Source organism: Micromonospora sp. RL09-050-HVF-A, from assembly GCF_019374995.1.
Lineage (GTDB): Bacteria > Actinomycetota > Actinomycetes > Mycobacteriales > Micromonosporaceae > Micromonospora > Micromonospora antibiotica.
This window is the reverse complement of the sequence record NZ_JAGKQP010000002.1, coordinates 6,821,875-6,834,920: the sequence shown is the minus strand read 5'-3', so window position 1 is coordinate 6,834,920 and position 13,046 is coordinate 6,821,875. Positions and strand designations below refer to the sequence as shown.

At 72.9% G+C, this 13,046-nt stretch carries 9 protein-coding genes, 1 pseudogene and 1 riboswitch; of the genes and pseudogenes, 4 read left to right on the top strand and 6 right to left on the bottom strand.

Translation table 11 applies throughout. The features are described from left to right. Positions 1-136 precede the first annotated feature (136 nt). Together J7462_RS29925 and J7462_RS29920 are read right to left on the bottom strand one after the other, a co-directional pair. Positions 137-2,245 (bottom strand): DUF6077 domain-containing protein, encoded by a 2,109-nt coding sequence (locus tag J7462_RS29925; RefSeq protein WP_219469246.1) that lies wholly within the window; start codon positions 2,243-2,245, stop codon positions 137-139. A 173-nt stretch (positions 2,246-2,418) separates the two neighbouring features. After that, the gene (locus J7462_RS29920; protein WP_208569036.1) at positions 2,419-3,057 is read right to left on the bottom strand and encodes a TetR/AcrR family transcriptional regulator; all 639 of its coding nucleotides are present in this window, start codon (positions 3,055-3,057) and stop codon (positions 2,419-2,421) included. A gap of 177 nt (positions 3,058-3,234) precedes the next feature. On the opposite strand from J7462_RS29920, the gene J7462_RS29915 reads away from it, so the two are divergent. From J7462_RS29915 to J7462_RS29900, 4 genes and pseudogenes are all read left to right on the top strand, one after another. Further along, complete coding sequence (locus J7462_RS29915; protein ID WP_219469243.1) at positions 3,235-4,128, top strand: ABC transporter permease; 894 nt, start codon at positions 3,235-3,237, stop codon at positions 4,126-4,128. Further along, positions 4,121-4,939, top strand: a complete 819-nt coding sequence (locus J7462_RS29910) for an ABC transporter ATP-binding protein (RefSeq protein ID WP_067303417.1) — start codon at positions 4,121-4,123, stop codon at positions 4,937-4,939. Before J7462_RS29915 ends, J7462_RS29910 begins: the two co-directional genes overlap by 8 nt. A gap of 170 nt (positions 4,940-5,109) precedes the next feature. Continuing rightward, complete coding sequence (locus J7462_RS29905) at positions 5,110-6,618, top strand: bifunctional cytidylyltransferase/SDR family oxidoreductase (RefSeq protein ID WP_219469240.1); 1,509 nt, start codon at positions 5,110-5,112, stop codon at positions 6,616-6,618. Positions 6,619-6,642: 24 nt separating this feature from the next. Beyond that, positions 6,643-8,331, top strand: a pseudogene (locus J7462_RS29900) (CDP-glycerol glycerophosphotransferase family protein); the annotation flags it as partial. 232 nt (positions 8,332-8,563) lie between these two features. On the opposite strand, the gene J7462_RS29895 reads toward J7462_RS29900, so the two are convergent. The 4 genes from J7462_RS29895 to J7462_RS29880 all read right to left on the bottom strand — a co-directional run bounded on the left by J7462_RS29895 (position 8,564) and on the right by J7462_RS29880 (position 12,943). Further along, positions 8,564-9,460: a C39 family peptidase gene (locus J7462_RS29895; protein ID WP_308291074.1), complete on the bottom strand. Its 897-nt coding sequence runs from the start codon at positions 9,458-9,460 to the stop codon at positions 8,564-8,566. A 226-nt stretch (positions 9,461-9,686) separates the two neighbouring features. After that, positions 9,687-9,831: riboswitch (cyclic di-AMP (ydaO/yuaA leader) on the bottom strand. Between the two features lie 368 nt (positions 9,832-10,199). Next, the gene (locus J7462_RS29890) at positions 10,200-10,961 is read right to left on the bottom strand and encodes a hypothetical protein (RefSeq protein ID WP_307799557.1); all 762 of its coding nucleotides are present in this window, start codon (positions 10,959-10,961) and stop codon (positions 10,200-10,202) included. 126 nt (positions 10,962-11,087) lie between these two features. Further along, positions 11,088-11,534: a hypothetical protein gene (locus tag J7462_RS29885; protein ID WP_219469237.1), complete on the bottom strand. Its 447-nt coding sequence runs from the start codon at positions 11,532-11,534 to the stop codon at positions 11,088-11,090. Positions 11,535-11,632: 98 nt separating this feature from the next. Continuing rightward, positions 11,633-12,943, bottom strand: a complete 1,311-nt coding sequence (locus J7462_RS29880) for an acyltransferase (RefSeq protein ID WP_308291073.1) — start codon at positions 12,941-12,943, stop codon at positions 11,633-11,635. Positions 12,944-13,046 lie beyond the last annotated feature (103 nt).

The window sequence follows — 13,046 nt, the reverse complement described above, 5'->3', positions numbered from 1 at the left end:
GCACCGCGACCGAACGTGCCGGTCTGCGGGTGATTGCGACTTTAACGCGAGAGGGCGTCCCGGTGTCGCTCGGGTATCCAGGTCCATTTCGGTCAGACGCGACGATACCCCTCGGGCGACACCTGACGTCCGCCGCTCAGCCCGCCCGGCCGTAGCAGGTCGTCGCGCCCGGTCCCGGTCGGGTCGCGAACTCCTTGAAGCCCAGCTCGACGGCCATGTCCCGGGCGTACCGGTTGCCGTTGTAGACGCAGATGGTGCCCACCCCGAGCCGGTCGACGGCGGCGTCGACCTGGTCCCGGGCGGGTTTTTCCCGCCCGTCGGCGAAGTGCGCCAGCAACAGCCGGTCCTTGGCGAAGTCGGAGTTGAGGTCGTACTCCACCAGGTAGAAGTCGCGGGGCAGGACGACCCGGACCCGGCTGGTGACGATCAGTGAGGTCCGCATGATCGTCGACGGGGCGAGGAGCAACCCGGCCGGCCGGTCCTGCCGGGAGATCCAGAAGGCGATCTCCTGCCGCTGCTGGGGCAGCTTCCAGGTGGGGCGGGTGTGCGTCTCGACCCAACTGTCCTTCGACCACATCGGGGTGGCCCAGACGGCGAACGAGGTGACCATCGCGGCGGCGACCAGCCCGCCGACCGCACCGCGCAGCAGCCGCGACGGCGACGGGACGCGCACCGTGCAGAGCAGGCCGATCAGGGTCGGCAGGGCGAGCAGCCACGGCACCCGCCAGAGCACCACGGAGATGCCGGTCAGCGCGCCGAGCGTCTCCAGCACGCCGGGCACCAGCAGCACGCTCATCACCAGGGCGGCACCGGCGGCCAGCAGGGCCGGGGTGCGCCGACGGGCCAGCAGCGGCCCGCACCACAGCGCCAGGCCACTGATCACGCCGACGATCCCGACCAGCAGCGTCCGCCGGTAGGTGTACTCGGCGTCGAAGAAGGCGTCGTCCGCGCCGGCCGCGTCCATACCGCCCAGCACCAGCCGGGACACCACGATCGCCCCCACCGGGTACGCCACGGCGGCCAGCCCGCCGACCACCGCGTCCTTCCAGCGGCCGACCAGCAGCATCGCCAGCCCGGCCGCGCCGACCAGCATCGGCAGGATGATCGCCGAGGTGGTGGTGAGGCCGGCCGCGGTGACGGAGAGGGCGAAGACGAGCAGCAGCGAGCGGCGCGACCGGGTGTCGAACCACTCGGTGAGGTAGAGCCACATCAGCGGGATGACCGCCGAGACGAACATCCCCTTGCCCTCGTAGAGGCGGGGCAGGTGGAAGGTGCCGAGCGCGGCGTCCGAGCCGGCCACCAGGTAGAGGTAGGTGACCGCGACGCTGAACGCGAGCACCGGCCGGCGTGGGGCCCACCGGTGGGTGAGCCGCCACAACGCCAGGACGGCCAGCACCGCCATCACCGGCAGCGCCAGGTACCAGGTGGCGGACGCGCCGTGGATGCCGAGCACGTGCGCGAGCGCGCCGTCGAACACCTCGATCGACGGGGTCGGTGGCAGCGAACCCATCGCCGGGGCGACGTTCTCGGTGAACAGGAAGTCGTTGGTGGGCACCAGGTCACGGTCGGCCACCCAGACGGTCTTGCCGACGTAGTAGACGTCGTCCGGGGTGTTGCGGGCCAGGTAGAGCGAGGAGATCGCCACCCCGGCCGAGATCAGCAGCGCGTACCCGGACTGGAGGGCGGTGGGGACCGGTGACGCGGGCGGCGCCGCGTCGTCAGCCCGCCACGCCCGCCGGGTGAGCAGCATGGCACCGACGCCCGCGACCGCGCCGGCGGCGGCCGGGACCCACCAGGAGAGCACGTCGCCGGCCGGGGTGCCGGCGAGGCCGGCGGTGACGGCGGCGACCACCCCGGCGGCGACCACGGGCAGCAGCCAGCGGCGCGGCTGGCCCGTGCCGCCCGCCGGGACGGCTTCGGTAGCCGTCGGCGCTCCGGCGGCGTCGGAAGCCGCACCCGCCGGGGCGGGGACCCGGGCCCGGCGCAGGGCACGCACCGCCACCAGGGCGGTGATCAGGGCGCAGCCGACCAGCCAGATCAGGAACGTCACCGACGGGCGCAGCCCGAACAGGAAGGACGCGTGGTAGAGCACCGTCCACAGCGCGAAGCCCAGCACTGCCGCGTCGGTGACGACGGCCGGGGCGGCGGCGAGCGCCGACCGCAGCCGGTGCGCGGGCTGCGGCCGTGCGGCGGGGGGTGGTGCGACGGGCGGAGGCGCGACGGCAACGGGGTCGGCGTTCGGCACGGATCGTCCTTGTCGTCGTGCGGGCACGGTACGCGAGAGTCGTACGGCCGGCGGGCGGCGGACGGTCGCCCGGCTCCGGTCCGGAAAGCAGGGTAACCGCAACCATCGTCCGTCGATGGCCGGTGGGCGGCGTGGCGGTGTCCCGGAGTTGGCCGGGTGGGGTGGATGCCGGGTCAACCGGACACCGGGGCCGCCCGCGGCCGGGGCACGGTGCCGTTCGCGGTGAGCCCGATGGCCACCGACTCCACCAGCAGGTCCAGGTAGGTCGGGGTCAGCGGGGTACGGGCGATGGCCAGTCGCCAGTACAGCGGCCCGACGATCAGGTCGACCGCCGCGTCGGCGTCGGTGTCGGCGGGCAGCTCGCCGCGCTCCACCGCCAGGCCGATCAGCCGGCCGCCGATCTCCTGCTGCTTGGCCCGCAGCAACTGCTGCAGGGTCTCGTCGATGGTCGGGTTGCGGGCCGCCTCGGCGAGCAGGTCGGGGATGATCTGCGAGGCCAGCGGGTGGCTCAGCGCGTGGGCGACCACCTGGAACAGCAGCGTCAGGTCGCCGCGCAGGCTGCCGGTGTCCAGCGCCGGCAGTTTGCTGCCGGCGGCGGCGACCACGGTCTCGATCACCAGGTCGAGCTTCGAGCTCCACCGCCGGTAGATCGCGGTCTTGCTGACGCCGGCCCGGCGGGCCACCGCCTCGATGGAGAGCCGCCCGTATCCGACGGCGGCGAGTTCCTGCATCAACGCGCGGCGGATGGCCCTGGTGATGTCGCCTCTCAGCACTGCGGCACCGGCCGGCGCACGCCTCTTGTCGCTGGTCATCGGGGACTCTTCGCACCTGTCACGTGGGCCAATGTAGCGCAACGACGGTACGGTTGCGTCCCGACGTGTTATGGACTACCGTCCACGCAGCGACGAGGCTGCCCCGGCACCGCGCCGACCCACAGTTCCCATCGTCGCGCGCATCCCGTTGGTACGAAAGATCGGAGCGCCCTTCCCATGGCCACCACCGCGCTGGTCGACCCCGAAACGGGCCTGACCCAGGCGCAGCTGGCCGCTCGGCACGGACTACGGGTCGCCGGTGAGCGCCCCTCTCTGACCGAGTACAGCCGCAGACTGTGGGCCTACCGGCACTTCACCGCCGCGTACGCCAACGCCAAACTGGTCGCTTCGTACAGCAACGCCAAGCTGGGCCAGATCTGGCAGGTGCTCACCCCGCTGACCAACGCCGCCGTCTACTACCTGATCTTCGGCGTGGTGCTCGGGCAGAACACCATCCCGAACTTCATCGCGTACCTGACCACCGGGTTGTTCATCTTCAACTTCACCCAGAGCGCCGTGCTGGCCGGCACCCAGTCGATCAGCGGCAACCTGGGGCTGATCCGGGCGCTGCACTTCCCCCGGGCCTGCCTGCCGCTGGCCGCCACGTTGACCCAGTTCCAGCAGCTGCTGGCCTCGATGATCGTGCTGGTCGGCATCGTGCTGGTGACCGGCGAGCCGCTCACCCTGGCCTGGCTGATGCTGCCGCCGGCACTGCTGCTCCAGGCGGCCTTCAACGCCGGGGTCGTGATGGTGGTCGCCCGGATGGGTTCCAAGGCCAGCGACCTCAAGCAGGTCATGCCGTTCATCCTGCGCACCTGGATGTACGGCTCCGGGGTGCTCTACAACGTCAAGCTGTTCGACCGGCTGCCCGAGTGGGCCTCGACGCTCATCCAGTTCAACCCGATCCTGGTCTACATCGAGCTGGCCCGGTACGCCCTGCTGGAGCAGGCGCCACTGCTCAACGAGTCGCTGACCCAGCTCTGGCTGGTGGCGGCCGGCTGGGCGATTCTGGGCGGGATCGCCGGGTACGTCTACTTCTGGCGCGGCGAACAGGAGTACGGCCGTGGATGACCGGTACGAGACGTCCAACGACGTCACCGTGACCCTGCCCCGGGTCGTCGAGCGGATCCCCACCGTGGTGGTGGACGACGCACACGTGATCTACCGGGTGCACAAGGGCGCCGGGGGCGGGAGCACACCGGTGGCCGCGCTGCGCCGGCTGGTCAAGCGCTCCTCCGCGCCCAACATCCAGGAGGTGCACGCGGTCAAGGGGGTGTCCTTCACCGCGTACCGGGGTGAGGCGATCGGATTGATCGGCAGCAACGGCTCCGGCAAGTCGACCCTGCTGCGGACCATCGCCGGGCTGCTCCCGGTCAACCGGGGCGCGGTCTACACCCAGGGCCAGCCGTCCCTGCTGGGGGTGAACGCCGCCCTGCTCAACGACCTGTCGGGTGAGCGCAACGTCACGTTGGGCTGCCTGGCGATGGGGATGCAGCCCGACGACGTGGCCCGGATGACGCCGGAGATCATCGAGTTCTCCGGGATCAACCAGCGGGGCGACTTCGCCAGCCTGCCGATGCGGACGTACTCCTCGGGCATGGCGGCCCGGCTGCGGTTCTCCATCGCCGCCGCCAAGAAGCACGACGTGCTGCTGATCGACGAGGCGCTCGCCACCGGCGACAAGGGCTTCCGTAAGCGCAGCGAGCAGCGGGTCCGGGAACTACGCGAGGGGGCCGGCACGGTCTTCCTGGTCAGCCACCAGCTCTCCTCGGTACGGGACACCTGTGAACGGACGATCTGGTTGGAGTCGGGGCTGATCCGGATGGACGGGCCCACCGACGAGGTGATCCGGGCGTACGAGGCATTCGCCAACGGCAAGTAGTATTCCGGGCGCACGTACGGCATCGATCCGATGCTCCACGGACCGCGTCGTCCCGTTGGGGCGGCGCGGTCCGCGCGTTAAGGTTCATCCCGTCGCCACGCTGGCGCAATCCTTCGTTCAGGGTGACCCCCGGGACGCGTGCAGACATCCCCCGAGAGTGAGGATCGGCAATGACGCAGGACCACACCACTGGCCCGGACGCCACACCGGAGACCCCGGCACCGTGGCGGCCCTCGCGGACGGTGGCGGTGGTGCTGGCCGGAGGCACCGGGACCCGGCTCGGCCTGGGCATCCCGAAGCAGTTGCTGAAGATCGCCGGCAAGCCGATCATCGAACACACCCTGGCCGTCTTCGAGGCCGCCCCGGAGATCGACGAGATCATCGTGCTGATGGCCACCGGGCACGTCGCCGACGCCCAGCAGATCGTCGACAAGGCCGGCTTCCGCAAGGTCAGCAAGGTCATCGAGGGCGGCGAGACCCGTAACGCCACCACCCGGGCCGCCCTGGACGCGGTCGGCGACGGCGACGTCAACATCCTCTTCCACGACGCGGTCCGCCCACTGGTCAGCGCCCGGATCGTCCGCGAGTGCGTGAACGCGCTGTGGAGTTACTCCGCCGTCGACGTGGCGATCCCCTCCGCCGACACGATCATCCAGGTCGACGAGGACGAGTGCATCACCGACATCCCGGTCCGGTCCCGGCTGCGCCGGGGGCAGACCCCGCAGGCGTTCCGCTCGGGCACCATCCGGGAGGCGTACCGGCGGGCCGAGGGCGACCCGGACTTCGCCGCCACCGACGACTGCGGTGTGGTGCTGCGTTACCTGCCCGGCACCCCGATCAAGGTGATCGACGGGTCGGACGAGAACATCAAGGTCACCCACCCGGTCGACGTGCACCTCGCCGACAAGCTGTTCCAGCTCGCCGCCGCCCAGGCCCCCCGGCTGTCGCACCGCAGCTACACCGAGGAGCTGGCCGGGCGCACGATCGTCATCTTCGGCGGCAGCTACGGCATCGGGCACGACCTGGCCGAGCTGGCCCGGGGCTACGGCGCGCAGGTCTTCGCGTTCAGCCGCTCCAGCACCGGCACCCACGTCGAGCAGACCGGCGACGTCGAGGCCGCGCTGAAGACCGCGTTCGAGGCCACCGGCCGGATCGACCACGTGGTGGTCACCGCCGGCATCCTGGAGAAGGGCGCGCTGGCCGAGATGGACGAGGAGACCATGGACCGGGTGCTCCAGGTCAACTTCGTCGGCCCGGTGATCGCCGCCCGGCAGTCCCTGCCGTACCTCCAGCAGACCAAGGGTCAGCTGCTGCTCTACACGTCCAGCTCCTACACCCGGGGCCGGGCCCAGTACGCGCTCTACTCCTCGACGAAGGCGGCGCTGGTCAACCTGACCCAGGCGCTGTCCGACGAGTGGGCCGAGTACGGCGTCCGGGTCAACTGCATCAACCCGGAGCGCACCGCCACCCCGATGCGTACCAAGGCGTTCGGTGAGGAGCCGGAGCACACCCTGCTGGCCGCCGAAACGGTCGCCCAGTCCTCGCTCGACGTGCTGATCTCCGACCTCACCGGTCAGGTGATCGACGTCCGGCGGGCCCCCGGCGAGGCGGCCCCGGTGCCGGCGCAGCCGACCGCGGCCGAGCAGGACCGGCTGCCCAGCGGCGTCGACGCCGGCTGACCCGACCCCCGGAGACGGTACGACATGCGTGGTGAGCTGGTCAGGAAACTGATCGCACGGTGCCTGACCACCGGCCTGGCCGTGGTCGCCTTCCTGGTGGTGGCGTTCACCGGGGCCACCGGTTGGGGCCTGGCCCTGGCGGTGGCCGCGCTGGCCGCCGCCGGCTACGAACGTCGGGTCCGCCCCGACGCCGACATCGTCGCCGAGACGGTGCTGCTGGCCGCCGGCATCCTGGTCGGCTACGCCCGCCGGCTCGACGACGGGTTCGACCCGGTGCTGGCGCTCACCGCGCTGCTGCTGCTGGGCCTGGTGCTGCTGGTGGGACCGCTGCGCGATGCCGGCAACCTGGAGATCCGGGCGGCGAACCTGCCGGTGCGGGCGTGGACCCCGCTGGTCGCCGCCCGGCTCGGCGGCGTACTGCTGGGGCTGCTCGCCGTGGTGGCGGTGGCCGCCGCGTTCGCCCTGCCTGCCGTGCTGGCGCTGGTCGTCGTGCTGGTGGTCGCGGCCGGCTGCGGTGCGGTCGGCCTGGACCTGGCCCGGCGGCGGTTCCGGCCGTCGGGCGGGGGCGGCCCGGTGACCCGGGCGCTGCGCGCGCACCAGCCGGAGTTCCTGCTCTACTTCTCCGCCCCACCCGGCTCGGAATACCAGGTCACCATGTGGCTGCCCTACCTGGAGCGGCTCGGCCGGCCGTTCCTGGTGCTGCTGCGGGAGCCGGAGTTCCTGCCCACGATCGCCGCCGCGACGAGCGCCCCGGTGGTCTACTGCCCCACCCTCAAGGCGATGGACGAGGCGCTGGTGCCCAGCCTGCGGGTGGCGTTCTATGTCAACCACGGGGCGAAGAACAGTCACTGCATCCGGTTCACCCAGCTCACCCACGTGCAGCTGCACCACGGCGACAGCGACAAGGCCCCCAGCGCCAACCCGGTCTCGGCCATCTTCGACAAGATCTTCGTGGCCGGTCCGGCGGCGATCGAGCGGTACGCGCGGGCCGGGGTGGAGATCCCCGCCGAGAAGTTCGTCGTGGTCGGCCGCCCGCAGGTCGAGGCCATCGAGGTACGCCGGGAGGCCCGCCCGCTGACCGCCCCGACCGTGCTCTACACCCCCACCTGGACCGGCCACCACGCCGACGCCAACTACTGCTCGCTGCCGGTGGCCGAGCCGCTGCTGCGCCGGCTGCTCGACCGGGGGGCCACGGTGATCCTGCGCGCCCACCCGTACACCGGGCAGAATCCGGCCTCGGCCCGGCAGTTGGCCCGGCTCACCGAACTGCTCGCCGCCGACCGGACCCGCACCGGCCGGCAGCACCTGTGGGGGGCGGCGGCCAGCCGCGAGCTGAGCCTGACCGAGTGCGTCAACCGCTCCGACGCGCTGGTCTCCGACGTCTCCGGGGTCATCTCCGACTACCTCTACTCCGGCAAGCCGTACGCGGTGACCGACCTGGGCGTCGACGGCGACGAGTTCCTGGACCGGTTCCCGCTGGCCCGCTCCGGTTACGTGCTGCGCCGGGACATGGCCAACCTGGACGAGGTGCTGACCGGGCTGCTGGACACCGACCCGTTGGCGGCGGCCCGCTGGCAGACCCGCCGCCGTTACCTGGGCGACTTCCCCGCCGACGCGTACGCCGAGGGTTTTCTGGCCGCGGCCCGCCGCGAGCTGGAACCGGGCTGGGCCCCGCCGACCCCCCGTGCCCCCGCCGCCCCCTCTCCCCCCACGCCTGACCCGCACCCGCCTCCGCCCACACCCGCTCGCGCCCGCACCCGCCTCCGCCCGCACCCGCCTCCGTCGGCAAGATCGTGCTCGATCCATGTTGTAGTGGCCTTCTCGCAGGAGGCCACTACAACCATGTTCGAGCACGATCTTCGTCCGGCCGGCCGGGTCGACCCGGGGACAGCGAACCGCCCCGGCCACCCGTGGTCGGGCGGCCGGGGCGGGTGGGGTGGCTCGGTCAGGCGGAGTAGCCCCGGGTGGCGATCCAGTTCGCCAGGGTGGTCACGCTGACCCAGTAGGCCGGCAGCGACGGGTCGGCCGAGTCGGCGATCCGCACGGTACGACCGTTGTCCCGGTAGCCCACGGCGGCGATGTAGTGGCCGCCGGGGAAGGAGTGCCAGCCGCCGTCGAGGTCGGTGGCGTCCCCGGCCACGTTCGCGACCACGGCCCGCTTGTCGGCGACCGCCGTGACCACGTCGGCCCGCAGCCGGTCGATCTGCGCGTCGCTCGGCGTGCCGGCGAACATCCTGGTCCGGTACGGGTCACCCTTGACCACGGCGTTGAGCACCCGGGTGGTGTCCTCGGCCGAGTTGGTGCCCATCTCGGTGGTGCCCAACAGGGCGGCGAGGTCGTCCTGGCCGCGCTCGATGCCGGCCGCGCTGAGCGCGTTGCGGACCGCCGCCGGGCCGCAGTAGTAGTAGGTGGTCTGGGCCTGGTAGTCGTAGCGCAGGACCTTCGACGACGGCGGCTTCGGGGCCGCCTTGCGGGTCAGGTCCGGGTCGGCGGTGGCCCTGGCCTTCGCCCGGGTGACGCGCGGCGACGGGGCGTCGCTCGCCGACGGGCTGGCCGAGGGGGTGGCCGACGGGCTGGTCGGGGCGGGGACGGCGACCCGGGCCTGGGCGCGGCTGGCGACGTCGTCGAGGCGGGGGCGGTCTCGGCCACGGCGGTGGCGCGCTGCTGGTCGGTCGGGGCGTCGTCGACCCCGGCGGCCAGGGCGGTGCCACCGGCGGCCAGGACGAGGACCGCCGCCGAGCCGACGACCATCCGGTACGGGCGTCGGGTGCCCAGTAGGCGGAGCTGTCGTTTCATGTGGTGCTTCACAGGGTGTTCCTCCACGGGGCGAGGCGGCGGGCACAACCCATCGGCACGCGGCGGACACGCCACGCGCGGATCGGGTGTTGCGCCGCTCGTTCGGCAGGGACCGCCCGACGGGGGGCCGGGCGGATCGGCGGCTCGCCCGGCAGGGGCCGGGCGGCGGGGCACAGAGCCGGGTCAGCGCGTCGGGCGCGACGGTCCGGCGGTGCCCCGGCACCGAGGTGGAGGAACTACCGAGGGGGTGGGGTCATGCTGCACGAGGAGGGAACTCCTTCCTTTGCCGCCGACCGGGTTAGCTGACGGATTCGGGCGGGAAGATCGCCCTACCCCGGGCCGTGGCCCGGAGATTCACCCCAGGTGGTGCGTGTGGGTCCCCGGTTCGTGACTGGCACGATTGAGCGGGTCGGCACGGCGTCGCCTCTTGCGATCGGAAACCGCACCGGACCGCAGCGACACTACTGGCCGGTTTCCCCCCTCGCCAAGCCCGTTGAGCTGCACAAACATGGGCTGGACGAGTCAGTTTCGGGGCACTCGGGCACTGACCCGCCACGCGTGGGACGGTCGGAGCGCCCGGGCCCGTCCAGGCGAAAACCCGGACGGCGGGGCACCGACCACCGATGATCGTCGCAGTCGATGTGACCGACTGTGACCAGGTGTCCGGTTTCCACCCGCAGTGACGGCACCCACAACCCGCAGATAACAATTCAGTCCCGCCGACCCGCCGACCCGCCGACCGGTCCGGCTTCGCCAACCAGCGGCCGGCCGACCTGACGGCCGGGTCAGCCGACCCGGGCCGGACGCCAGCGGGTGGCGGGGGCCGGGCGGGTGGCGGACGTCGCCGGACGGGGCAGTGGGACCCGGGTCGGCCGCCACCGTTGCGCCGCCGCGTGTGCCTCGGCAGCCAGCGACCGGGCCGCCTCGGCGGCCAGTTCGGCGTTCCGCCACGCCGCCCGTTCCCGCCCGACCGCAGCCCGGTACGCCGTACGCCGGTCCTCGCGGACCGCGCGGGCCAGCATCACCTCGTGCTCGACCGGGTGCCGACGCGGGTCCCAACCGTCGCGGTGCGCGAAGACGTCCCGCAGCCGCTCCACCGACAACTCTCCCCGCCAGTGCGCCGCCACGGCCTCCTGGTGCAGCCACCGCTCCCGACCGGCGTACTCGGCGGGCGTGCGGGGAGTACGCGGGCTGGGCAGCGCCCGGGCACCGGTGAACCGGCGGGCCAGCGTCTCCGCCTCGTCGTACGCCTGCCAGGCCCGTTCCAGGGCGTCGTGGGCCGCCAGCCAGGCCACGCGGTGGTGGCGGGCCCTCCGGGCGGCTCCGGAGGCGGCGACGGCCACCTCCTCCGCGTAGCGACGCAGGTCGGCGACGGGGGGTGGGGCGTCGGATGCCGGCGCGGCGGCAGTGGCTGCGGCGGCCGGTTGGTCCCGCTCGGGCCGGGCCACCAGGATGGTGATCCCGGTCAGCGCCAGGACGAGCAGCGCGGACCAGATCACGGTGGCGGTCGGGACCTCGATCAGGAACTGGGAGAGCACGGTGTTCACGGTCGACACCTCGCAGGCGGGATGCGGAAGAGGAGGCCGTACCGGCGGCGGGAACATCCGGCCGGACGGTGCGGGTGTGGTGCGTGGCGGAGGCGGTCGCGGGTGGGTCGGCCCCCGCGTGGGCGGTCAGCCCGCCGGGGGTGCCCGGGGGGCGGTGGCGACGGGTGTTCGACCGGCCGGCAGCGCCGGGGGCGGGGCGCTCCGTGCGACGCCGGCCGGCACGACGGCGTCGACCCGGTCTGCCGTCGGCACGGCCAGCACCACGGCGGCCCGGTCCGCTGCCGGCACGGCGAGCACCACGGCGACGGCCCGATCTGCGGCGACGCCGGCCGGGTCGGCCTCCTGCCCACCGCTGCGGATGCCGGTCGGGGTGGCCGGGGCTCCGGCCGCGTGCAAGGACAGCGACGCGTCGACCGGCAGGGCGGCTGCCGCCGGCCCCGGGTCGAACGACGCCGGGCCGGGCAGCGACGGGCCGGCGACGGCGAACGCGATCGCGACGGCCAGGCCGGTCAGCAGCCGGGACCACCAGCGGGCGACCCACCACAGCGGACTGGTGAGTGCGGCCGGGAGCATATGTCCACGTTACCGCCGGGGTGACCGACCCGCAGCACCGCCGGGCGTGTCGCCGCGCCCACCACCGTGGACCTGGTCCGGACGGCCGGGCGGGGTGGTCAGTGCGGGTCGCGCGGTCCGACGTACTCGACGGGGAGTCCGGCACGCCGCCCGTCGCCGGCAGCCCGCGGCCCCGGCACGGTGACACCGCCGCTGCCGGCCGCGTCGTCCGGCCGAACCCCACCGGCGGCGGCGACGCCGGCCGGCGCCCCACCACCGACAACGGCGTCGGGAACAGCGGCGTCGGGGACAGCGGCACCGCGGGCGGCGTCGGGGGCGGCCGGCACGGGTGGGGTACGGCGGCGGGGAGCGAGCCGGCGCATCATCGGCGTCTCCACGAAGCGGTGCAGGGCGGCGGCCAACGCCAGGTTCAGCACCAGGAAACCGAGCACGGCCAGTGGCCCCGACCAGCCGGGCAGCCCCACACCCCAGTGCCCGGTGAGCCGCAGCACCGTCATCATCACCAGCACGTGCACCAGGTAGAAGGCGAACGACACCTCACCGAGCCAGATGAGGGTGCGGTGCCGCCACGGTGACCAGCGGCCCTGCACGTCCGCGCGGGCCGCCGCCGGGATGACCAGGATGTACGCCACCGACAGCAGCGCCGCCCACATCTCGGCCGGAATCCAGTGCGCCGCCACCCAGACGACCACGAACAGCAGGCTGGCCAGCGGCAGGCCGGGCCCCCGCCAGTGGCCCCGGCGCAGCAGCTCGGCGGCGGCGACGCCCAGCCAGAACTCGGTGGAGCGGACCAGCGGGAAGACCTGGGTGAACCACCAGTTGCTGCCCTCGGGGAGCAGTTGCTGACCGGGCCAGAGCGCCAGGATGACCAGCGGCACCGCCACCACCACGGCCCAGAGCACGCCGGAGTGGGCCCGCCGGATCGCCGGCAGCACCAGCGGCAGGCAGAGATAGAAGAACAGCTCGCAGGACAGCGACCAGCTCACGTTGTTGATGCTGTAGAAGTAGCCGGGGGTGGGGTCCCACGCCTGGACGAGGAAGAGATTCTCCAGGGCGGCGCGCGGCACCACCGGGTCGGCGAACCACCACATCACCAGCAGCGCCGCCGCCCAGGTCAGCACGTGGTTGGGATAGATCTTGGCGAGCCGCCGACGCCAGAAGTCCCGCCGCCGATCGCCGTCGCGGGTCGACCAGACCAGCACGAAGCCACTGAGGATGAAGAAGAACTGCACCCCGGACAGGCCCAGGGTGAACAGCCAGTCGACCACCGCCCTGGCGTCGGGCTGGGTGACGATCCGCATGGTGCCGACGTGGTAGCCGAAGACCAGCATGGCGGCGATCCACCGCAGCCCGGTCAGCGACGGCAGCCGGTTCAGCGCCGGGGACGCGGGGGTGGGCACGCTGGTCACCCGGGGCACCCTACCGGCACACCCCACCGCGGGTGACGCGCCGGGGTGGTGCGGATGTGCGGAAGGTGTACGAAATCCCTCCACTGCCCTAACATCGCGGGAC